Raw genomic sequence first — 20,591 nt, forward strand, 5'->3', positions numbered from 1 at the left:
GAGTATTGACCTTATCATTCATGGCGAATGCAACATTACCGGGCTGCCGACAGCTTCCATGATTTATAAAAGAGTAAATTCGCAAGGGCAGCGTCGTGCCAGCAGGCACTCCACTGATGTAAAAATCAAAGTCAGTTTGATTTCCCATGCCAGTCAACGTGGTTGTACCAATTTGGCCGGGGTTTTTCTGGGTCGCCATCAAATTAACAGTTACTGATTGTTTTGATATACCTGTACATCCAAGTAGCGTTACAGCAAAAATAAATATTGCACATGTAGTACCGAGCCTCATGGACGCCTCCAATGCTAGAAAAATGGTGCGGTGAAATATAGGGTATAGCCTAATATTCCTACAGCGCCTAGGAAAATGCCCATTACAATACAGTTTTTTGTTGTATCAACGCCACGCACATCAATGCAGAGAGCTCCTATTTATCGGAATCTGCTTCGAACTATTTGCAGATGACACTGTCACCTTCTTTGGATCCAAAAATTATTTTGGACTCTGGTTCGCTAGACAGTGGCCTAGAATGAAGCCCCCGCCAGCGATTTTACGACAAATTCAGCAGGAGGCTGTTTGTCATGGTCTCGATCAGAAGCTCTTACCACCCTATCGATGCCGCGATTCTTTGGAGCGACCTTACCGACCACCAAGGCGAAATTTTGCAGGTAGATCTCTCTCACCCCGGTAGTCTCCTCAAGCATTTCCCGCAATGGCCCTTTCTCCACGCCTACGCCGAACGTATATACGATGCCATCGTCTGTCGCGAGTTACCCGCAACCTACCTTGGACGTCCAATTACCTCGAACGACAAGGCTGAACGTATCTATTGGTCCATCCGCCATTCTGATCTGCGAGTTTGGTTTGCGCGCAACTATCCGGAAGAAAAGCCAGCGTTCCTATTTTCACAAGATGTCGACCACTCCGAATGCGTCAGTCTGACTGCACACCTGGCCCTACAAGCGGAGCGTGATGCCGACCTTCGCGAGATAAATAAACTACGCCAAACGTACTCGGCAGTCGCCGAAGCGGCGGCCCCCGCCTTCAACCAGAAAGAATTGTCCGTCCAGCGCGGTGCATTTGAGGTGCCCTCTGAAGCGTCCGCTTTGGTGCACTACATGATCATTGGTGCCTTGTTGACGGTCATGCTGGGCAAATCCAGAAGCGGCCAGCTGCGATCGATTTACAAAAACCAGGCGGCCGTTGTCGACGCCATTACTGAGCAGTTCCCCGGTACTCCTGGCCTGAGCAAACGCACCCTTGATCGGAAATTTGCACAAGCTCGCCGTCATTTGGCCCAATCCCTACAGTCCTAAGGTTGAATTGCCAGGCAATGGATGCCATTGCCTGGCAATGATTTCTCTCCTCTGCCGGCCTTCACTAACTGTCACATCCCATCACGTGCCAGCCGGCGCTAAGGAGTGACACCGTGCAACCTATCAGCCCAGCCGATCGCCACATCATGCGTCGTGATGAGGTCGAACAAAAAACCGGATTCAAACGCTCGCATATCTACAACCTGATGAAGGCCGGACTGTTCCCGCAATGCCGGCGTATCGGCACGCGTGCCGTCGGTTGGGACTCACTGGAGATAGAGCAGTGGGTTCAGGATCGCCTGTCGACGGGAGCCTAGCGTCATGAAAGTCCTTTCGTTGATCTCGACCAAGGGCGGCGCGGGCAAGACCACCATCGCCGCCAATCTCGGTGGGTTACTCGCCGACTCAGGCTTGCGCGTGCTGCTGCTGGACCTGGACAGTCAACCGACGCTGTCCAGTTACTATGCCTTGTGCGAACCCCGAGACGCCGGCAGCTACGAACTCATTTCGCAAGGGCTCACTGCTCCCGAACAGGTGATCACCGCCACCGTAATTCAACACCTTGAATTGATCGTGTCCAACGACCGCGCCGGGCATATAAGCACCCTCCTGATGCAAGCGGCTGATGGCCGCTTGCGACTGCGCAATCTGCTGCCGGCCTTCCAGGGTCGTTACGATGTGCTCATCGTTGATACCCAAGGCGCACGTAGCGTGGTGGTGGAGATGGCTTTCCTCGCCTCTGATTGCGCTCTGTGCCCAGTCCCGCCGGAAATGCTTGCCGCGCGCGAGTTGCGTCGCGGCACGCTCGGACTGTTTGAGGAACTGGAGCCGTACCGATACCTGGGGGTGGCGTTGCCGTCGGTGAAACTATTGCTCAATCAGGTCAACGCCAATCGCCGCGACACCCGCTTTATCATCGAGAGTCTACAAGATTCGTTCAAGGCCGATCCTCATGTCAGCCTCTGCGCCACAGTAATTCCCGATCGAGTGGCCTATCTCAATGCGGCCTCACTGGGGCTGCCCGTACATCGCGTCGACTTCACCCCACCACCCGGCAGCCATAGCCGTTGCGCAGCGGAGGTCATGCGTGCGCTGGCTCTCGAGTTGTTTCCGGAGTGGACCGATCAACTGAGCGCCCCGATAGGGAGCGTGCCTAACCCAACGTCAGCTGCCGGCAGTCGGCTTATCCAATCGCGACTGATCGGAGGATGTGATGAAGCCGCCGACCTCCGATGAAATCACACGTAAATTGCAGCAAACCCATTTCCCGCAGAAGCAGGGGCGCGAACTGATGGCGGATCCCGCAGGCGATACGCCGATGCTTGTCACTCTCGAGCAACTGCGCCCCTACGAGTTCAATCCACGCGTCATCCGCAACCCGCTGTATGACGAACTCAAGGCCTCGATCCGCGAGCGCGGTTTGGACCAGCCCCCCTCCATCACGCGTCGTCCGAATGAGCAGCACTTCATCATCCGCAATGGCGGCAATACTCGATTGAGTATCCTCAGTGAACTCTGGCAGGAAACCCGCGAAGAGCATTTCTTTCGTATCCATTGCCTGTTCCGTCCCTGGCAATCCGAGTCACATGCCTTGCTCGGGCACCTGGCCGAAAGCGATTTGCATGGCCAGCTAACGTTCATCGAGCGAGCCCTCGCAGTGGTGAAACTCAAGGACATGTTTCAGGAGCCTGGTGTACCCCTGAGCCAACGCGAGCTCTCCGCGCGCTTGAGCCAAAGTGGCTACCCTGTCTCGCAATCGCACATCAGTCGCATGTTCGATGCGCTCGAACATCTGCTCCCGGCCATCCCGCAGGTCCTTTATGCAGGTCTCGGCAAGCCCGTCATTGAGCGGCTCATCACCCTGCGGCGCCGAGCGGAGTCGACCTGGAATCAGTATTTCGGTGATGCCCAGCAATTCACACTGCTGTGGCTAGAAGTGTTGTCGACATTCGAAGGGGAAAAACCCGAACTGGATTCGACTGAGCTGCAGGACGAACTGATCGCCAAAATGGCGGTGATCCTGAAGCAGACGCCCCGCCTACTGGCTTTGGAAATGCACCAGGAGCAGCGTGTGTCGCCTGCTCAATCAAGTAACGCTCACTCTCTGCCTCAACGCTTGCAGGACGATCCTCCACCTCCGTCGCCGGAAATCGTATCCACACCCAAAACGCCCATCAGGTCGGCTAATTCCGAGCAACCGCGAACTGGCGGCGCCGCTTCGACGGCGAATGAGCCCCGCCTCTCCCACATTCGCCAGTCGCTGAATGACGACCAGACTGCTGTGAAGCAGCAGGTTGGAATCGATGGCGTTCAGTCACCATTGAACCCGCTTACTCCACGCATCACGTCACGGCATGACATCGAGGGTTTGCGAGAGGTTTGCGCCGCGCTGGCGGCCGATCTGGCCCAATATGCCGACGCTAGTGCAATGGTCAGGCCCCAAGCTGACGGCCTCGGCTTTACGCTGTCATTGGAGTACGACGAGCTGCTCAGCCCGCGATACACCGGCATTCAGCTTTTGCTCTCGGCCCTGCTGCGTTTGCAAGATGACGTGGCCTGGGAACAACGTCAGCAGTTGCCGGCCGCGCTGTTTGGTCAGCTGCTGATCGGAACTTATGACCTGCCATTTGCCGAACGCCCCTCTCTGACCGTGGGCCTTGAGCGACTCCCCGACGCCCAACTGGAGCAACTGTTCGAGCTGATCCGCCACGCCCGGCAGCTGATCGATATGACGCTGTCACCCACTTTTTAACGTGAGGAACTGCCTCATGGCCACCACTTTCAATCTGTTGAACCATGCCATGTTGAACCAGGTGTTGCATGAGCTGCGCCACGGGCGCCTGCAGCGGTGCAAAGCCTTGGGGCTGGCCGATGAAGACATCGAGGTCCTGCAGTCGCTGCCACCGACCACCTTGTCCCACCTGGCGCACTCGTCCATCGCCTGGGTGGAGGTCAAGGTCGATACGGCTGTACTGCGACGTCTCATCACCCAAGCCGAACGGGACGAACAAAACGCGCGGCTGATCAATCGGGCACTCAAGTTGGGTGCAAGCTCGAGCATCATGTACCGCTGCTTTGGCCTGGACCATTCGGAAACCGCGCTGCGTCGTCGCGTGCTGAAAATCGAGACCCATCGCGGTCGCCCGGTTCAGCTCAGCGAAGCGCAAGAGCACGCCGTGTGGAACCGCTGGAGCCAACTGCGCAAAGACGATCCCGACAACGATCCGTTGGACGCGATGATGATGCTGGCGGAGGAGCAACACATCAGCCTGACCCTGATCTGGCAACAGATCGAACTGTACGGAGGTACGCCATGCTGAACTTCTATCAGGTCGACTGGCAGGATGTGGTGCGCCAGTGTTACGACGCGCTCCGGCGTCGTATGGAGTGGCAGGCGACACAGGCCCAGATAGAGGCCCCCGCAGCGGAAGCGCCGCTACGGACCATCTACTATGGCGACAATGATCCCTTGCCCCAAGCGTTGCTGCTGGATCGCCGGCTGACGCCGCTGGAGCGCAATACTTGGCAGGTGTTGCGCTGGCTGATCACCGAACGCCAGGTAAAAACACCTCGCTACCAGGACCTACAACCCTACTTGGCCACCAGCCCCTGCGGCACGCAGGCATCACGTGAGACCATTGCCCGTGCGCTTAATGTACTCCGGACCACACGCTGGCTCAGCCTGGTAGATCGCTCCCGCGATGCCCAGGGCTGTTTGCGCGGTTGCGTATACGTGCTGCACGGCGACCCGTTGACACCCGCCGAACAGCTGGAACTCGATGACGGTTACGCGGCGCTGCTCCAGCAGAACCTCACCCACGCCGCCAAAGGTGTGCGCGATGTGGCGCAGCATGTGATTGGGGAAATTCACGCAGACCCGCACGTGGCGACGGTCGATAAGGAAAAACTCACCTCACCTGCTTTGCCGGCTCAACAGCAATCGCTACCCCTAACCAGCGAGGCTGCGGATAATTCCGAACGCGGAAAAAGCCACCACGTTCGGAACATAGTTTCCTCGGCAGCTGATTCCGAATCCTGCGACAACACACCGATTTCGACTGTGATTCGGAATGCCGACGCCGGCCGTACAGTACGGAAAGACCAAAGCAAAAAAAGTACGGTACTGCCGCAGGTGGCGTTCGGCCGCGCTCAATGGCCAGAGGACCTACCGCTGAGCCCAACCGAGCGGCGTATGGCCACCCAGGCGATGCGCCCGCTCGAACCCGAACAGCAACAAGCCGTGATCAACGAAGCGGCGGTGCGCTGCGCTCGCGGCGAGATCCGCAAACCGGTCGCCTACCTGATGGGTTTGATCAAGCGTGCACGCCAAGGCGAATTTATCTTGTGGGCGGCTCGGTCCGAGACAACGACGCCTGTGACCACATCCCCACGCGAGCCAAAGGCGGAATCGCCCTGCGAGCGACCGCGGCGCAACGGCGAGCGCAAAGCCTCGCCACTGACCTTGGCGTGCCTGGAAGAGTTGAAGCAACGCTGTCGCGGCATAGGCGCCGCGTCTTAGGTTTGGTCGCCAGTGGAATCAATGCCGGTGCCATCAAATCCAGGGTGTTCCACTACCTGAAAATGCGAGCACTCCACCTTCGCGTTGATCCGCGCCGGACCTCACAGAACAGCCCATCGTCTGCGTCATTCCGACGGCGAGGTACCTGCGATGGTCGATCACTACCAGCTCAACCTGGGCTCTCTGCGCAGCAGCATCACCCTCACCTTGCATACCCATCATGCCGCGCGGCTGTGGCAGGGCCGCATGGCCCGCGAAGGGGTGCATCCCATCATGGGCATGGCCGGCTACATCAGCGTCACCAACTTGCTCAAGCATGCGAGTAGCCAGGACGACCCATACGCCGACTGGTTCATGCTCCAGCTGGAAGACAAGCTGCTGCAGGCCAAGGCGGAAATGCTCACATTGACCAGCCAGCTGAGCCGGGTGGAGCGCGACCTGCCCACCCAGGTCGATGTCGGCGACAACCTCAACATCCATCCCGTAACTTTGCCGCTGTTCATCGGCAGCCAGCTCGGCTTTCTCGCGGTCTACCTGCTGACCGACTACGACACCTTGGTGCGCCGCGTACTGCTCGCCCATCACACCGCCTTGATCGGCCGCAGCGACATGGAGATCTGGATCGATCGTGGCGCGCATCTGCTGCGCAGCCTGTTCGGTCTGGCGCAGCGATACCGCCTGGCCGGGGTCAGCCGGGATGACATGGCCGCCAACAACGCCCGCGCCCGCGAAGCCATCGACAAGTTCGGCACGCCGCCGCAAAACATTCTCGAGGGCAGCCACCGCTCCCAGTTCGCTCCACCGATCACGCGCGGATCCACGGCGTCGATTCGCGAGGAACCGGATCAGGTAGAGGCAGAGGTTCAGCCCGCGCAGAACGTTCCGTCCGAAGGCGGTGTAGCATGACCTTGGCCGAAGCGATCGCCCGGCGTTTGTCAGCGGATGCCTATCGCGAGTTCGAACAAGGTGCCTCCCTAAAAGGCCTTTTAAAGCCTTTTAAGGGTAAGGGGGAACTGCAGCAGTTCGCCGAGACGAACCTGCGCCTGCGAACTCGGGTCGCGGGACTGATGGGGGGGATGCTGACCATCATGGCGCAACCTCCCTTCTCGTTGCTGGACCTGCGACTGGTCGTCCAGCGCAGCGCCTCCGGAACTGACTTCCTGCGCTGGCGCAGTCCGGACTTCCAGCGCATGGGGGTACAGGTGTGGCAACACGCGATGGCACTTCCGCATCTGGCCCCTTCGCTACGGGAGGCGCTGTACCAGTTAGAGATCAACCGCGTCATTCTAAACCTGCAGATGAGTAGCCTGCAGTCGCTGTATCGCCAGGCCGAAACCGGCGTCGCCAAGCTGCAGGCCGCCGAGACCCTCTTCGATCTTTCCCGTTCCCCCACCGAGGAGTAGCAAGCATGAGCACGTTCTTTGTTGGCGAAGGCAACATCGGCAGCACCCCGGAGTTTCAGGAGTTCAACAGCCCCCCGGATGAACCGCGGCGCCTGTTGCGGCTGAATGTCTATTTCGACAATCCGGTACCGCGCGAAGGCGGCTATGAGGACCGCGGCGGCTACTGGGCCCCTGTCGAGCTCTGGCACCGCGACGCCGAGCACTGGAGCACCCTGTACCAGAAAGGCATGCGCATCCTGGTCGAGGGCCGGACGGTCAAGGATGAATGGGAGGACAGCGAGGACAACGCGCGAGTGACGTTCAAGGTGGAGGCGCGGCGCATCGGCATCTTGCCCCACCGGTTGGCCTCGGTGTCCATGCGCGAAAAGGCCAATGAAAGCAACGGCTCCGTGCGCAAGGGGGCTAGCAAGAAGAACCCACGCAAGACCAACTGAGCGGGTGGTCTCAGAGAAATCACGGCCTGCAGCGCGATACCCCTTAGGACTCGCTGCCCGTTCGGCGCGCAACGCTGGATACTGCAGGTCGTTCAATTCCGCCAAGTCTCTCCCGGCTGATCAGCATCCAGCAGCTGCGTGACCTCAGACAGGTACTGGTCCAGTGCAAGGAATGCCCGCCAGTGCGCCTGGCTCTCCTGAACCCATGCGATCAACCTGGCGCGCGCCTTCAAATTGTCCGGCTCCAGGTGAGTTGCAATGAACAACTCGTAGGCCTTGATCGCTAACGCGTCTGCCTCACGCTCGTTAGATCCGTCCAAGTCGTAACCTCCGTATTGACGGGCGGGTTATTGCACTCAGTTTAGGTGATACGCCCCATAGGGTTGCTAGTCAACCTTATGGGGCGTTCATATATTTGGGTTGCTGGTCAACCATATGGGTCGAATTGGAGAGCGCCCCCGTTGCCAGTTAAAGAGCCTAGCCCACAACACATTGGTCGCCAGTTGGCGAAGTATCGCCGCGCCCGTGGTTTGACCCAGGAGCAAGTTGGTGAGCGCCTGGAGATCGGCGCCGAAGCAGTATCGCGCTTCGAACGTGGCGTGGTCGAACTGACCGTCAACAAGCTGCTGCAACTGGCCGACATGTACGGTTGCCCCGCCGATGAGCTGCTGCTCGCCATCAGTCCTCGCCCCCAGGACCAGGGTCAGCGGATTGCATCGCTGATCAAGGAACTGGGCGAAGCTGATAAAAAGTTTGCTTTGGAGTTTCTGCAAATGCTGGCCACTCACCTCGCGCAAAGGAAATAACTTTCCACCGCCACGACCGAAATGATCTCGGCGTATTCGGGTTTTCGCTGGTGCTCTCACGCCACACCCCCACCCTGTCGGTACCCCACCGAGAGGGCCCACATATGCGCCTGTTTATTTGCGAAAAACCATCTCAAGCCCGCGACATCGCCCGCGTGCTGCAGGCCAACCGGCGAGGCGACGGCTACTTGCAGGGCCCGGTGGTCACCGTCACCTGGTGCGTGGGCCATCTGCTGGAAACAGCGCCCCCGGAGGCTTATGGTAATTACAAACGATGGTCGCTGGAGGACCTGCCGATCATCCCCACCCGCTGGCAGTCGGTGGTCAAACCCAAGGTCGCCAGCCAACTGAAGGTGATCGAGCAGCTGCTGCGCTCCTGCTCCGAGGTGGTCATCGCCACGGACGCCGACCGTGAAGGCGAGATGATCGCCCGAGAGATCCTTGAGCGCTGTCAGTACCAAGGACCAATCCTGCGCCTATGGCTCTCCGCGCTCGACGATGCCTCGATTCGCCGGGCATTGGCCACGCTGCGTCCAGGTGAGCAGACCTTGCCGCTGTACCATTGCGCGCTGGCCCGCTCACGTGCGGACTGGCTGGTGGGCATCAACCTGAGCCGGCTGTTTACTCTGCTCGGGCGCCGCGCCGGCTTCGACGGCCTGCTGCCGGTGGGGCGCGTGCAGACGCCGACACTGCGTCTGGTGGTCCAGCGTGATCGGGCGATAGCGAGTTTTGTGCCGCAACCGTTCTGGACCGTCGATGCTCAGTTGGAGGCCGATGGAGTAGTCTTTCAGGCGCGCTGGCAGCCACCGACCGCCGCATGCGACGAAGCCGGTCGCTGCGTTCACGAAGCAATCGCACAGAGCGCAGCGCGGCGCTTGAGCCAGCACGGGACTGCCCAGATCCGCAGCATCGAGGTCGAGCGGGTGTGCGAAGGTCCGCCGCTGCCGTTGGACCTGGGCACGCTGCAGGAGATCGGCTCTGCTAAGCTTGGCCTTGGTGCCCAGGAGACCTTGGCGGTGGCCCAAGCTCTGTATGAGACCCACAAGGCAACGACCTACCCACGCACCGACTGCGGCTACCTGCCGGAAAGCATGCTGGATGAGGTACCGCGTGTACTTCACGCCTTGGCAGCGGCCGCTCCTTCACTCGGACAATGGCTGAAAGTGGCTGACCCCCGCCGACGCTCCCGAGCCTGGAACAACAGCAAGATCACCGCCCACCACGGCATCATCCCCACCGCTGTGACGTTTGACCTAGCGCAGCTCTCTGAGCGCGAGCGAGCAGTCTACGCGCTGATTCGCGCCCGTTATCTCGCCCAATTTCTACCCGACCATGAGTACCTGAAAACCCTGGCGGTATTGCACAGTTACGACGATCAGTTGCTGGCGCGCGGCAAGCAAATCCTAACCCGCGGCTGGAAAGCGGTGATCGACGAGGCCGACGGTACCGAACCCATCGAGCCAACCCAACGTTTGCCCACACTGTGCGAGTCGGCTGCGGTGGCATTGACCGACACCACGGTCAATGCGCAGCGCACGCAGCCCCCCAAGCCCTACACGGAAGGCACACTGGTCAAAGCCATGAAAAACATCGCCAACCAGGTGGATGACTCACGACTCAAACAGAATCTCAAGGACCGCTGCGGTCTCGGGACCGAGGCCACGCGAGCGGCGATCATCCAGGGCCTGATCGATCACGGGTACCTGACCAAGAAAAAACGCAGCCTGGTCGCCTCAGCGGCAGCGCACACCTTGATCGAGGCCGTGCCCCCAGAGGTCGCCGACCCGGTGCTGACCGCACTCTGGGAGCAGGCGCTGGAGCGTATAGAGACGGGTCAGCTGAGCGTCGAAACCTTTCTCGCCAAACAGGCGCAATGGCTGATCTGGCTGGTGCGTGGCCACGTCTCGCTCACCTTTCAACCACCAACGACCAAAGGCCCGCTGTGCCCCGTGTGCCGCAGCGCCATGCGCCAGCGCAAAGGCCGCACCGGCAGCTTCTGGTCGTGCACTCGCTACCCGGAGTGCAAGGGCACCAAGCCGGTCGCCAAACCCAAGCGCACCAAGCCGCCAGGTCCTTCGTGAGCGGGCATACGTGACTTGACGGCGCGCCACCGCGCTGGTGTAGTGAGCTGGCTCTCGCCGTGTGGCGACCCCAGACCGATTCGCTCCGGGCAGCTCGGTCAGACTCGTAGAGTTCGGAGCCGCATTTCACTTCTTCTTCGGATTTCTCCCCAGCGTTCCTGGTCCCCAAGGTGGATGACCCGTGCGGCTTGTGTCAGGTCTCAGGGGTCATCCGCTTCGGCGACGATGCTCAGCACCGGTGCCCGCCGGCGTAACACTGGGCACCTTTTGTGCGCGGATGCGTGCCAGTTGATTCCGACCCAGGCCACGACAAGGGTCGGTTGATCCAGGTGGATCGACAGCGGAGGTTTTGCGATGGACTTCGGTGTCACGTTACCGGGTCGAGGGTGGTCTAGTTTTTCCTAGCCTGATGACCGTCGGGCTATTTTTTCGTCACCCTAAATCCACTGAGTGCCACCCACTTCCACCTGCCCAAACCATCCCCAATCCACTGTTGACGGGCCGTTGGCGCCGTTTTATAGATGACCTGCACACCGCTGTCGCTGACAGCACCCAGGTAGCCGGAACCTTTAAGGCTACGCCCGTTTCGGGTGGTTCTCCCCCAGTGCGATCAGCGCTCGGCAGCTCGCACGGTCACCGACCTGTCGGTGATGAGCGCCCTTCTACCGATCACGCTTTCTTTGCACCTCCCCTTGCGGAACTCACCAGCCGCCAGGGCCGGTGGATGTCCGCGTTTCTGCTGAAAAGGAGATCCACCATGACGACTGCAAGCAACAATGCTCCCACCACCTACTTCAACCTGCACACCCAAGGCATTGGTTACCTGAACCGCGTTCGCGAAGTCCCTGTACGTCGCGGGCAACCATTCATGGCCTGTGATATTGCCGCCTTGCACGGTGCCTCGGACGACGTCGAGTACACCCGCTTTGATTGCAAGGTCGCCGGCGGTGAAGCCGAACGGCTGATCCGTGAACACTTGGATGACGTCCGTGCTGAACGCAAGGTCCTCATCGCGTTTCGCATTGGCGACCTTTGGGTCGACCCCTTCCTGTACGAAAAAGGCGAGCGCCAGGGCCAACCCGGTGCCAGCCTGAAAGGCCGGTTGATCTTCATCGAGTGGATCAAGGTCGACGGCCAGTTCAGCTACAGAGCACCCGTTCGTACCGACTCCAGCGCTGCTACCGACTCTGCAGCGGAATCGGACGACGCAGACACTGTCGCCGAACAGCGCCTACCCGACCCTGCCCCCTCGCGTAAATCCACCGCCGCACGTCAATCTGCCTGAGGCAAATTGCCCGCCATCAACAGGCGCTCTCACGAGCGCCTGTTGTCCACTCACGTCGGAGGCCGTCATGGAAAGCTTCTGGCTCTGCGAGGACTGCCTGCAGGCTGTTGCGTACGACGATTTCAGCGCGCTGTCACTGTATTACAACGAGGCTGAAGTCGAGCAACGCATCGCACACCTGCGCACTGAACTGCAGGCCCTGATGCCACTGAGCGCCGATTTCGATCCGCAGACCGGCGCCGGTATTGAGTCCTTTTCCACCCGAGCGTGCGAGAGCTGCCACAGCCCGCTACACGGTGCGCGTCATCGCTTCACACGTCTGTGAATCCAACACTTCACCTGCCTGGGGCACTCCCCAGGGGGCGCTCCATCTCCCACGAGGAATTGCCCATGAACACTGCCCTGAACCTGGTCGGCACGCTCGAGCCGGCATTGACCCAACGCGCCCATGAGGATGCGCTGATCACCCAAGCTCTGCAGTTGCTGGATCAACGCTACTTCCAGCGCGGCGAAGTGCTGTTGACTCCCTCCGACGCCGCTGCCTACCTGAAACTGCGGCTCGCCCCTTACCAACATGAGGTGTTCGCACTGCTTTGCCTGGACTCACGCCATCGCGTGTTGAGCTTTGACGAACTGTTCACCGGCAGCATCGACGGCGCCTCCGTGTATCCACGCGAGGTCGTCATCAAGGCGCTGGAGCACAACGCTGCCGCCGTGATCTTCAGTCACAACCACCCTTCCGGTTGCCCGGAACCGAGCTCCGCCGACCGGGTGCTCACCCGGCGCCTGACCGAGGCCCTGGCACTGGTTGAGGTACGCGTCCTGGACCACATCATCGTCGGCGAAGGCACCCCGCTTTCGCTCGCCGAACATGGCTGGATCTAACAGTCCCTTCCCTGTCCAAAAGGCCACCGTCAGTTTGAGGTGGCCTCTGCGCCTCTGGAGAACGATCATGCACTCTTCATTTCGCAACCCTTTCCTTCGCGGCTTCCACGATCTGAGCTATGAACACGTTGTCCAGATCAATAATGCCGGTGATAGTCCACCCTGCTACCGCCCTCTGCACCCGGCGCAACTCCAACTGCCCATTGAGGCCATCAATTTCCGGCCATGCCTGTTCGATGACAATTACGCGCTCATCACCGACGGCCAAAGCGTGCCCAATTTTGTCCGGATGCGCTGCCCGGCCGACGGCCTGGTGTGCAGTGTGGTCTACCAGATCATCGGCCATCACCGTGGAAGCCCGCTGCACCTCGGCGACCTCCCCAGCGAGGAGGCAGCCCGCACCCTGATCGAGTTGTTGTCCTTTTCCACGGGGCACGACAGCCGCAGCTGGGAGATCAGCTCTGCCCACCTGCCAACGACAGAATTCGAGTACCTGCAAAAGCGCGCTTGGCAGCAGTCACCGGCGGGCTTCTTCGAGTGCTTCGAACTGCGCAACAGCCATGCTGTGGGATGTAAGCTGTATTCGACACCCTGGCGCATGGAGACCGAAGGATGCAGCAGCTGTAGCGCCGGCGAAGTCAGTGCATGCATGCGCGACGACCATGTCCCACCCGTGTTGTTGCAGCTGTTGCTGCTGGCAGGTTTCGCCGACACCCGTTTGCTGATCTTTGACCCCGACGCAGCGCCACTCCCGGAGCTGTCTCTATTCACTGAAGACTGACCCAAGGCGCCCCACTGGGCGCCTTTATCATGGATGCTTCGCGGTAATCCGGGCGACCAGATTCGTTTTTTCAGTAGGGCGCGTCCCGCATTTTCGCCAAGGTGTCGGCAACTTCTGTCGAGACCCGGTCATGCACGCTCCCACACTCTCCACCCTCGGACTGATGATCACGCTGGCCGGCTGCAGCACGCCGCCACCGGTGCCGACAACGGCAGTTCCCGCAGCAGCGCCGGCTTCAGTGCAGAAGCAGAAACCCACGCTACCCGCCTGGGTCCGTCAGGATCGCTACACCCTGACCAGTATTCAGCCCCCCCTGGACCAGCGCCAGCCGCTGTATCAACTGATCAACGTGCAGATTGCCCCGGCTCTGCACGCGAATGTGGGTGAAGCACTGCGTCACGTGCTGCAACGCTCGGGCTACTCACTCTGCCCCAACAGTGCAGCGGTGGATCGGTTGTTCAGCCGCCCCCTGCCCGCCGTGCACCAACAACTCGGACCGATTTGGCTGCTGGACGCTTTGACCATCATCGGCGGCCCGGCCTGGAGGCTCAACATTGATCCGGTCGACCGGACCGTCTGCTACACCCTCCGCTCGCCACGGCCCAAACCGCCACTCTCGACACTGGAGATCGCGCCATGAAGGTCCACCGCTTTCAGGCCCTAGTGATCGGCGGCCTATGCCTGGGCATCGCCGTGCTTGCTGCCGAAACGTACAACCAACACCAGCATTTGGCCGAACTCCAAGCCGCAGCCCGCAATGCCCCCGCCGACCCGGCGCCCGCCTTGCGGCGAGACGTCGATGCGCTCGGCAACACCCTCGCGACACTGCAACCGCAGGTGGCGGCGCTGGGCGACGCGCAACGTCAGCACGCGTCGGCGCAGACGACGCTCAGCCAGCAGTTAGATGCGATGGCGGTGTCGCTCCAGGCCGTTCAAGCGGCACCGAGTGGTCCGAACCGCGCCGACTTCACCGCACTGGAGCAACGGTTGGGCAAGGCAGAGGCTGCGGTCGAGAAGCTCTCGTCCCGACCCGCGTTGCCAGCGGCTGGCAACGCGCAGCCGGCGGCCTCCACCGACCAGAAAGCCCAGGCCAACGCCCCGGCACCGCCGTTGACCCTACTGGGCATCCAGACCCGAGGAGAGGCCAGATTCGTTGCAGCCCTGCCCGCCGGTAGCCACTCGTTGTCGACCGTGCACCTGCTGCAGCCCGGCGACAGCCTCAATGGTTGGCAGCTGCGTGCGATCCGCAAGGATCAGGTCGTGTTCCATATCCCTGGCCATGGTGATCGCACATTGCCCCTGCCGTAAAGAGGTGTTTATGGTTCGGCTCTCCGCCCTCTCTCTGTTACTAGTCCCCACCTGCCTGCTGGCAGGTCCGAGATGGATCGCACCAAACATGGTTGGCTCAGACCAGCAGTACAGCGAGCAGGCACCGCTAGATCGGCAGCCTTCGGGCGCGACCCCGGCAAAAGTTTGGGGGCTAACCGATGGCGAATGGGCCACATTCGAACGCCTGCAGACCGGACCCCGCCACTACTGGTCGCCGCAGCTCGACCCCCTCACCACCCTGGGCGTCGAGGCCGAATCTGAACACGAGCGACAGCGCTATGCCGAACTGCAGGTTCGCCTCGAAGCCAAACGTGCAGAGCGCGAGCTGGCTTACCAGAAAGCCTACACCGCCGCTTGGGCACGACTGTTTCCGGGGATGCTGCCAGTGCAGGGTCTCACCGACGAGTCAGCAACGCCAACCACCACCCGCTATACCCTGTTCGTGGAAGAACCCTGTCCGGCCTGCATAACCAGTACCCAGCAGTGGCTCCTTGCCGGCGTCCGCCTGGACGTGTATTTGGTGGGCAGCCAGGGTGACGATGCGAGTCTGCGGCACTGGGCGCGTGGCGCCGGCATTACCCCAGCCCAGGTCAGCAGCGGCCAGGTCACCCTCAACCACGACCGCGGCCGGTGGTTTGCCTTGGGTGCCACCCGCCCCTTGCCGGCGCGCTTTCAGCAGGTGGACGGAAAATGGCAGCGCATCGACTGATCCTTGCGCTGGCCTTGACCGGCGTGACCATCGTCCAGGCGGAATCTCTGCCTCCGCCCGCGTACCAATTGGCCGCCGCGCGGGCCGACATCCCCGTCTCGGTGCTCTTCGCTATCGCCTTACAGGAGAGCGGCATCCCGCTACGCGGCCACCTCATACCCTGGCCCTGGACCTTGAATGTAGCTGGCACATCGCGCCGTTTTGCCAGTCGCAAGGAGGCCTGTGCCGCGCTCCAGCTAGAGCTCACCCGTCAAGATCCCAAACGCATCGATGTCGGGCTAGGACAGACCAATCTTGGATATCACCCTGACCGCTACCCCAGCGCGTGCGATGCCCTTGATCCGCGGGCGAATCTGGCCGTCACCGCCGAACTGCTGCGCGAACATTATGCCGACACAGGTGACTGGATCGTGGCGGCCGGCCGTTACCACCGGCCGGCCGGCGGCGCGCACGCGGCGCGCTACCGCATACAATTCAGTCGACACTGGCAACGCATCCAAGCGATCACGCCCCTTCGTCGAGGGGCACAGCCATGAGTCTTTCGCGCCTAGCGGCGCTGGCCATCTGTCAGTGGCTGTCCGTCGCCGCGTTCGATGCCCCCGCCAATCCCCAGCCCCATGCAGCCTTCGAGTCGCCCGCCCTCGATCAGGCCCCAGACCCACACGCACTGAACTGGGTGCTGCCGGTGCACAGCGCGCGCCTCACTCCAGGCACCGTGGTGCGTAGAGCGTTGAACCTGCCAGGCCTGCTCCCGCTGTTCCTGATCGGGCAGGACTCCGTTTCCCTGGAGTGGTTGTCCAAGCATGCGCAAGCCCTGAAGGCTCTAAACGCCAGCGGTCTGGCGGTCGAGGTCGTAAACGCCCAGGCCTTGCGTCGCATCCAGGCGGCAGCCCCCAAGTTGAACATCTGGCCGGTAAGTGGCGACGACATCGCCGAACGCCTGGAGCTGGAGCACTACCCGGTGCTCATCACGCCCACCGGCCTGGAACAGTGAGGGATCATCATGGGCGACCATACGATGGAGTCACTGCTACGCCCCGCGGTGGAACTGTACACCGTGGGCCTCTGCGCGGGTGCTGGTGCCCTGTGCTTGCACTCACCCTGGGCGGTGGCACTGTCGCCTGAGGTCGGTACGGGCATGGCCCTGGCCTACATCGCATTCGGCATCAAGCGGCTCAACGAGGCCCGGATTGTCCTGCGCTATCGGCGCAACATTCGTCGCCTGCCGCGCTACACGCTGACCAGCCGCCAGATTCCGGTAAGCCGAAAGCACCTGTTCATGGGCCGTGGCTTTCGCTGGACCCGCCTGCATACCCAACGTCTGCTCGAGGCTCAGGACCCGGCGCTGGCCCGCTATGTCAACCAATCGGCCGCCTACCAATGGGCGCGCAGGATGGAGCATCGGCTGGAGAAGGCCCCATCTGCGTTTTCGCTGTTGCCCCGCCTGACCGCTTGGAACAGTCCGCTCAACCCGGTACGCCCGCTACCTCCGATGGGGGGATCACCGCTGCTGCACGGCGTCGAGCCGAGTGAGCAGGAAGCCACCTTGCCGCTGGGCGAACGCGTAGGGCACACCCTGGTGCTGGGCACTACGCGCGTCGGCAAAACGCGCCTGGCCGAGGTCTACATCACCCAGGACATCCACCGTCCAACTCAGGAAGTGGTGATTGTCTTCGACCCCAAGGGCGACGCCGACCTGCTCAAGCGCATGTACGTGGAGGCACGGCGTGCCGGTCGCGAGCACGAATTCTACGTTTTTCACCTGGGTTGGCCGGAGATCTCCGCACGCTACAACGCAATTGGCCGGTTCGGCCGCATCTCCGAAGTCGCCACCCGGATCGCCGGGCAACTGAGCGGCGAAGGCAACTCCGCGGCGTTTCGTGAGTTCGCCTGGCGCTTCGTGAACATCATTGCCCGGGCGCTGATCGAACTGGGCCGACGCCCGGACTACCTGCAGATCCAGCGGCACGTAGTGAACATTGATGCGCTGTTCATCGAGTACGCCCAACACTTTTTCGCCCACCACGACGCGCAGGCTTGGGAAGCGATCGTGCAGATCGAGGGCCGTCTCAATGAGAAGAATGTGCCACGACACATGATCGGCCGTGAAAAGCGAGTGGTCGCCATCGAGCAGTACCTGGCGGCCAAACGCATCTTCGACCCGGTGATGGACGGCCTGCGTTCGGCCGTGCGCTATGACCGCACCTATTTCGATAAAATCGTGGCCTCGCTGCTGCCATTGCTGGAAAAGCTCACCAGCGGCAAGACGGCCCAACTGTTGGCCCCCAACTATACTGACCTGGACGATCCCCGGCCGATCTTCGACTGGCTACAAATCATCCGCAAGCGCGGCATCGTCTACGTCGGCCTAGATGCCCTGTCCGATGCCGAAGTCGCCGCCGCCGTCGGTAACTCGATGTTTGCCGACTTGGTCTCCGTCGCCGGGCATATCTACAAGCACGGCATCGACCATGGCCTGCCGGGCTCCTCCAGCGCGGTGGACAAGGTGCCGGTCAACCTGCACGCCGACGAGTTCAACGAACTGATGGGCGATGAGTTCATCCCACTGATCAACAAGGGCGGCGGTGCGGGTATCCAGGTGACTGCCTACACCCAGACTTTGAGTGACATCGAGGCGCGCATTGGCAGCCGGGCCAAAGCCGGCCAGGTCATCGGCAACTTCAACACCCTGCAGATGCTCCGTGTTCGGGAAACCGCGACGGCGGAACTGCTGACCAATCAATTGCCCAAGGTCAACGTGCAGACCCGCACTCTGGTCTCAGGGGCGACGGACACCGCGGATCCCGATGCCCGTACGGACTTCACCTCCTCCTCCCAGGACCGCGTCACCACCACCGCCGTGCCGCTGATCGAACCGGCGCACATCATCGCCCTGCCGAAAGGCCAGATGTTCTCGTTCCAAGAAGGCGGGCAGCTGTGGAAAGTGCGTATGCCACTGCCGATGCCGGCCAGCGACGATGCGATGCCGGCGGATCTGCAGACCCTGGCCGCACGCATGCGCGACTCATACAACGCCAATGCGGGTAACTGGTGGTCCAGCGCGGGAGGAGCACCGACCGTCGACTTCGATCCAGAGATGCCACCGCCTGGGCGTAGACGCGCCTCGTAAATACCTCGCAAGCAACCGAATCCTGTGGAACCTGTATGCCCATCATCCCAGCCAGTCCGCCTTCTGCACCGCGACGTCCGGGGCTCGTATTCGGCACGGTCGAATTGTGCCTACGGCTGCTCGGCCTGCTGTTCGCTTCGCTGCTGTTCTCCATCGTACTGGAGTTCGTGGGCATGTTGTGGTTCTGGCCAGACCAGGGCTGGCACCACAGCCATGCCATGTGGCTGAGTGAGCTGGGCTGGCTCAGCGGCCATTTCAAGAGTTCACTGCTAGTACAAGAACCGGCGCAAGCGACCGCCAAAATACTTGAATACCTGTATGAATGGGTTGTGGTCCACTCCGGATGGGCACAATCCGACGCACAGTTGAAGTTGCTTAGTCGCGAGGCGTCGCTCCAGGGTCAGTTTGCCCAGGTCTACGTCGTGATACAGGACTACCTGATGGCAGCGCTGTTCACGGTCTTCACTTTTGTCGTTCGCCTGGCCGTCCTCACCCTGGCCATGCCCCTGTTCCTGCTCGCCGTGATCACCGGCGCTGTCGATGGTTTGATGCGCCGTGACCTGCGCAAATTTGGGGCGGACCACGAGAGCAGCTTTGTTTACCACCGAGCAAAGCGGACATTACTGCCGCTGATGGTCAGCCCCTGGGTGATCTACCTCTCCTTGCCTTGGTCACTCAATCCCACTTGGGTGCTGCTCCCATGTGCGGCTCTGCTGGGATGCATGGTTGCCATCACGATGGCTACATTCAAAAAGTATCTTTGAGTGTGTCACGACTGTTTTTACAACATTCGTGACCCAGTGCTGAAACTCCGGTTTGGAGTCATCCAAGCAACCGACTTTTGTTCGTCACTTCTCCTCTTAAAACCGAGCCCTCGAAATTCCCTTTAGCTCATGCCGATACCAGCCTGAATGATCAAGGTGAAGGTCAGATTCCCGGCTGGATTTCGCCATGATGCTTTCTCCCTACCCCTTATTGTTTGCCTGCATGGTTGCACTCACGGCCACAGCTCAAGACGTTCGCGAACGCTCGGACCTGGGCCTAGTGCAGCGGCAGATCATTGCCATCGAACAGTTGGCTGATAGAGCGCGCAGTAGCCAGATCGGTGTCGATACGGCTCGGTATCAATTCGACTACCCACGTTTCGCAGCGGATCTGCAGCGCGTGCGCCAAGGCATCTACAAGTACCTTTCGCCCACCCGAGCGCAGCCTGCCGACCTGGCCGAGTTGACCGGTGATTATCGCGCTGAGGTGCCTCACTCGAGTCCGTCCGATGAGCATGACTGACGCCCAACTCACCGCGTTTTCCGCAGTGGCGGGGTTTACCCCGCAGCTCAGCTCGGTCCTGTGGCGCTCATCGGTGTTGGTACTCGCGTTGCTCTGGTGTGCCTGGGCCCTGTGGACCGGCTACCGCGGCTGGGCGGCCGGCAACATCAATTTCGGCACGCTCGGCGGCAGCACACTGCGCCTTGCCCTTACCCTGATCGTGCTGATGTTTTTCATGCTGTCGTAACCAGGAGAGCTTGCCATGAACCTTTCCCGTCGTTGCCACCACCCGCTCACTCTGCTGCAGGATAGCTGTTCGAAAGCCCTGCTCGGCGGTCTAATACTGCTGAGCTCGACACTCGCCTGGGCCGACCTGCCGACCATGGAAGCGCCCTCTCGCGGCGAAGGTTCGGGGTTGATTGACACCATCAAAAACTACGCCTATGACGGCGGCATCCTGCTCGGCCTGTTGATCGCCACCCTTGCCTTCCTGGGCGTGGCCTGGCATTCGCTCACCGTCTACGCCGACGTACAGAACCAGCGCAAGACCTGGAAGGACCTCGGCGCGGTGGTCGGGGTCGGCGCGCTGCTGGTGGTGGTGATCCTGTGGTTCCTGACCAAAGCCGCCACGATTCTGTGAGGTCAC

At 61.0% G+C, this 20,591-nt stretch carries 27 protein-coding genes; 25 read left to right on the forward strand and 2 right to left on the reverse strand.

Features of this window, described 5'->3' with window-relative positions:
* On the reverse strand, nucleotides 1–292 hold a 292-nt coding region (locus tag D8V06_RS19960; RefSeq protein WP_130931660.1), incomplete at its 3' end, for a hypothetical protein.
* A 290-nt stretch (nucleotides 293–582) separates the two neighbouring features.
* Here D8V06_RS19960 and D8V06_RS19965 point away from each other — a divergent pair.
* From D8V06_RS19965 to D8V06_RS20005, 9 genes are all read left to right on the forward strand, one after another.
* Entirely contained in the window at nucleotides 583–1,317 is a 735-nt protein-coding gene (locus tag D8V06_RS19965) for a hypothetical protein (RefSeq protein ID WP_130931661.1), read from the forward strand.
* A gap of 113 nt (nucleotides 1,318–1,430) precedes the next feature.
* A complete protein-coding gene (locus D8V06_RS19970; protein WP_130905530.1) occupies nucleotides 1,431–1,634 on the forward strand; it encodes an AlpA family transcriptional regulator in 204 nt (67 codons plus the stop codon).
* Nucleotides 1,635–1,638: 4 nt separating this feature from the next.
* A complete protein-coding gene (locus D8V06_RS19975) occupies nucleotides 1,639–2,553 on the forward strand; it encodes a ParA family protein (protein WP_130905531.1) in 915 nt (304 codons plus the stop codon).
* Nucleotides 2,531–4,069 carry a ParB family protein gene (locus tag D8V06_RS19980; protein ID WP_130907297.1) on the forward strand — a complete coding sequence of 513 codons (1,539 nt, stop codon included), beginning with the start codon at nucleotides 2,531–2,533 and terminating at the stop codon, nucleotides 4,067–4,069. The genes D8V06_RS19975 and D8V06_RS19980 overlap by 23 nt, the downstream gene beginning before the upstream one ends.
* 16 nt (nucleotides 4,070–4,085) lie before the next feature.
* Nucleotides 4,086–4,637 carry a DUF2857 domain-containing protein gene (locus D8V06_RS19985; protein ID WP_130905533.1) on the forward strand — a complete coding sequence of 184 codons (552 nt, stop codon included), beginning with the start codon at nucleotides 4,086–4,088 and terminating at the stop codon, nucleotides 4,635–4,637.
* Complete coding sequence (locus tag D8V06_RS19990) at nucleotides 4,631–5,836, forward strand: STY4528 family pathogenicity island replication protein (protein WP_130905534.1); 1,206 nt, start codon at nucleotides 4,631–4,633, stop codon at nucleotides 5,834–5,836. The genes D8V06_RS19985 and D8V06_RS19990 overlap by 7 nt, the downstream gene beginning before the upstream one ends.
* Before the next feature lie 150 nt (nucleotides 5,837–5,986).
* Nucleotides 5,987–6,742, forward strand: a complete 756-nt coding sequence (locus D8V06_RS19995; RefSeq protein WP_130905535.1) for a PFL_4669 family integrating conjugative element protein — start codon at nucleotides 5,987–5,989, stop codon at nucleotides 6,740–6,742.
* Nucleotides 6,739–7,239 carry a DUF3158 family protein gene (locus D8V06_RS20000; protein WP_130905536.1) on the forward strand — a complete coding sequence of 167 codons (501 nt, stop codon included), beginning with the start codon at nucleotides 6,739–6,741 and terminating at the stop codon, nucleotides 7,237–7,239. The genes D8V06_RS19995 and D8V06_RS20000 overlap by 4 nt, the downstream gene beginning before the upstream one ends.
* A gap of 5 nt (nucleotides 7,240–7,244) precedes the next feature.
* Nucleotides 7,245–7,673 (forward strand): single-stranded DNA-binding protein, encoded by a 429-nt coding sequence (locus D8V06_RS20005; protein WP_130905537.1) that lies wholly within the window; start codon nucleotides 7,245–7,247, stop codon nucleotides 7,671–7,673.
* Nucleotides 7,674–7,765: 92 nt separating this feature from the next.
* Here the strand turns inward: D8V06_RS20005 and D8V06_RS20010 are convergent, their stop codons facing one another.
* Nucleotides 7,766–7,993, reverse strand: a complete 228-nt coding sequence (locus D8V06_RS20010; protein WP_130905538.1) for a hypothetical protein — start codon at nucleotides 7,991–7,993, stop codon at nucleotides 7,766–7,768.
* 141 nt (nucleotides 7,994–8,134) lie between these two features.
* Between D8V06_RS20010 and D8V06_RS20015 the strand changes: the two genes are divergently transcribed.
* The 16 genes from D8V06_RS20015 to D8V06_RS20090 all read left to right on the forward strand — a co-directional run bounded on the left by D8V06_RS20015 (nucleotide 8,135) and on the right by D8V06_RS20090 (nucleotide 20,585).
* Entirely contained in the window at nucleotides 8,135–8,479 is a 345-nt protein-coding gene (locus tag D8V06_RS20015) for a helix-turn-helix transcriptional regulator (protein ID WP_130905539.1), read from the forward strand.
* Between the two features lie 104 nt (nucleotides 8,480–8,583).
* Nucleotides 8,584–10,560 (forward strand): DNA topoisomerase III, encoded by a 1,977-nt coding sequence (locus tag D8V06_RS20020; protein ID WP_130905540.1) that lies wholly within the window; start codon nucleotides 8,584–8,586, stop codon nucleotides 10,558–10,560.
* A 757-nt stretch (nucleotides 10,561–11,317) separates the two neighbouring features.
* On the forward strand, nucleotides 11,318–11,845 hold the full coding sequence (locus D8V06_RS20025) for an STY4534 family ICE replication protein (RefSeq protein ID WP_130905541.1): 528 nt from the start codon (nucleotides 11,318–11,320) through the stop codon (nucleotides 11,843–11,845).
* A gap of 67 nt (nucleotides 11,846–11,912) precedes the next feature.
* Nucleotides 11,913–12,170 (forward strand): hypothetical protein, encoded by a 258-nt coding sequence (locus D8V06_RS20030; protein ID WP_130905542.1) that lies wholly within the window; start codon nucleotides 11,913–11,915, stop codon nucleotides 12,168–12,170.
* A gap of 65 nt (nucleotides 12,171–12,235) precedes the next feature.
* A complete protein-coding gene (locus D8V06_RS20035; RefSeq protein ID WP_130905543.1) occupies nucleotides 12,236–12,730 on the forward strand; it encodes a JAB domain-containing protein in 495 nt (164 codons plus the stop codon).
* A 67-nt stretch (nucleotides 12,731–12,797) separates the two neighbouring features.
* The gene (locus D8V06_RS20040; protein WP_130905544.1) at nucleotides 12,798–13,511 is read left to right on the forward strand and encodes a hypothetical protein; all 714 of its coding nucleotides are present in this window, start codon (nucleotides 12,798–12,800) and stop codon (nucleotides 13,509–13,511) included.
* Nucleotides 13,512–13,641: 130 nt separating this feature from the next.
* Entirely contained in the window at nucleotides 13,642–14,151 is a 510-nt protein-coding gene (locus tag D8V06_RS20045; RefSeq protein ID WP_130905545.1) for a PilL N-terminal domain-containing protein, read from the forward strand.
* A complete protein-coding gene (locus D8V06_RS20050) occupies nucleotides 14,148–14,819 on the forward strand; it encodes a hypothetical protein (RefSeq protein ID WP_130905546.1) in 672 nt (223 codons plus the stop codon). Before D8V06_RS20045 ends, D8V06_RS20050 begins: the two co-directional genes overlap by 4 nt.
* A gap of 10 nt (nucleotides 14,820–14,829) precedes the next feature.
* Nucleotides 14,830–15,549 (forward strand): TIGR03759 family integrating conjugative element protein, encoded by a 720-nt coding sequence (locus D8V06_RS20055; protein WP_130905547.1) that lies wholly within the window; start codon nucleotides 14,830–14,832, stop codon nucleotides 15,547–15,549.
* Complete coding sequence (locus tag D8V06_RS20060) at nucleotides 15,531–16,085, forward strand: transglycosylase (RefSeq protein ID WP_130905548.1); 555 nt, start codon at nucleotides 15,531–15,533, stop codon at nucleotides 16,083–16,085. Before D8V06_RS20055 ends, D8V06_RS20060 begins: the two co-directional genes overlap by 19 nt.
* Entirely contained in the window at nucleotides 16,082–16,543 is a 462-nt protein-coding gene (locus tag D8V06_RS20065) for an integrating conjugative element protein (protein WP_130905549.1), read from the forward strand. The genes D8V06_RS20060 and D8V06_RS20065 overlap by 4 nt, the downstream gene beginning before the upstream one ends.
* Nucleotides 16,544–16,552: 9 nt before the next feature.
* Nucleotides 16,553–18,679 (forward strand): type IV conjugative transfer system coupling protein TraD, encoded by a 2,127-nt coding sequence (gene traD, locus D8V06_RS20070; protein ID WP_130905550.1) that lies wholly within the window; start codon nucleotides 16,553–16,555, stop codon nucleotides 18,677–18,679.
* A gap of 35 nt (nucleotides 18,680–18,714) precedes the next feature.
* Complete coding sequence (locus tag D8V06_RS20075) at nucleotides 18,715–19,443, forward strand: TIGR03747 family integrating conjugative element membrane protein (protein WP_130905551.1); 729 nt, start codon at nucleotides 18,715–18,717, stop codon at nucleotides 19,441–19,443.
* 187 nt (nucleotides 19,444–19,630) lie between these two features.
* Nucleotides 19,631–19,966 carry an RAQPRD family integrative conjugative element protein gene (locus D8V06_RS20080; RefSeq protein ID WP_130905552.1) on the forward strand — a complete coding sequence of 112 codons (336 nt, stop codon included), beginning with the start codon at nucleotides 19,631–19,633 and terminating at the stop codon, nucleotides 19,964–19,966.
* Complete coding sequence (locus tag D8V06_RS20085) at nucleotides 19,953–20,192, forward strand: TIGR03758 family integrating conjugative element protein (protein ID WP_130905553.1); 240 nt, start codon at nucleotides 19,953–19,955, stop codon at nucleotides 20,190–20,192. Before D8V06_RS20080 ends, D8V06_RS20085 begins: the two co-directional genes overlap by 14 nt.
* A 15-nt stretch (nucleotides 20,193–20,207) precedes the next feature.
* Nucleotides 20,208–20,585 carry a TIGR03745 family integrating conjugative element membrane protein gene (locus D8V06_RS20090; RefSeq protein ID WP_130905554.1) on the forward strand — a complete coding sequence of 126 codons (378 nt, stop codon included), beginning with the start codon at nucleotides 20,208–20,210 and terminating at the stop codon, nucleotides 20,583–20,585.
* Nucleotides 20,586–20,591 lie beyond the last annotated feature (6 nt).

The organism is Pseudomonas sp. Sample_24, from assembly GCF_004307605.1.
Classification (GTDB): Bacteria; Pseudomonadota; Gammaproteobacteria; order Pseudomonadales; family Pseudomonadaceae; genus Aquipseudomonas.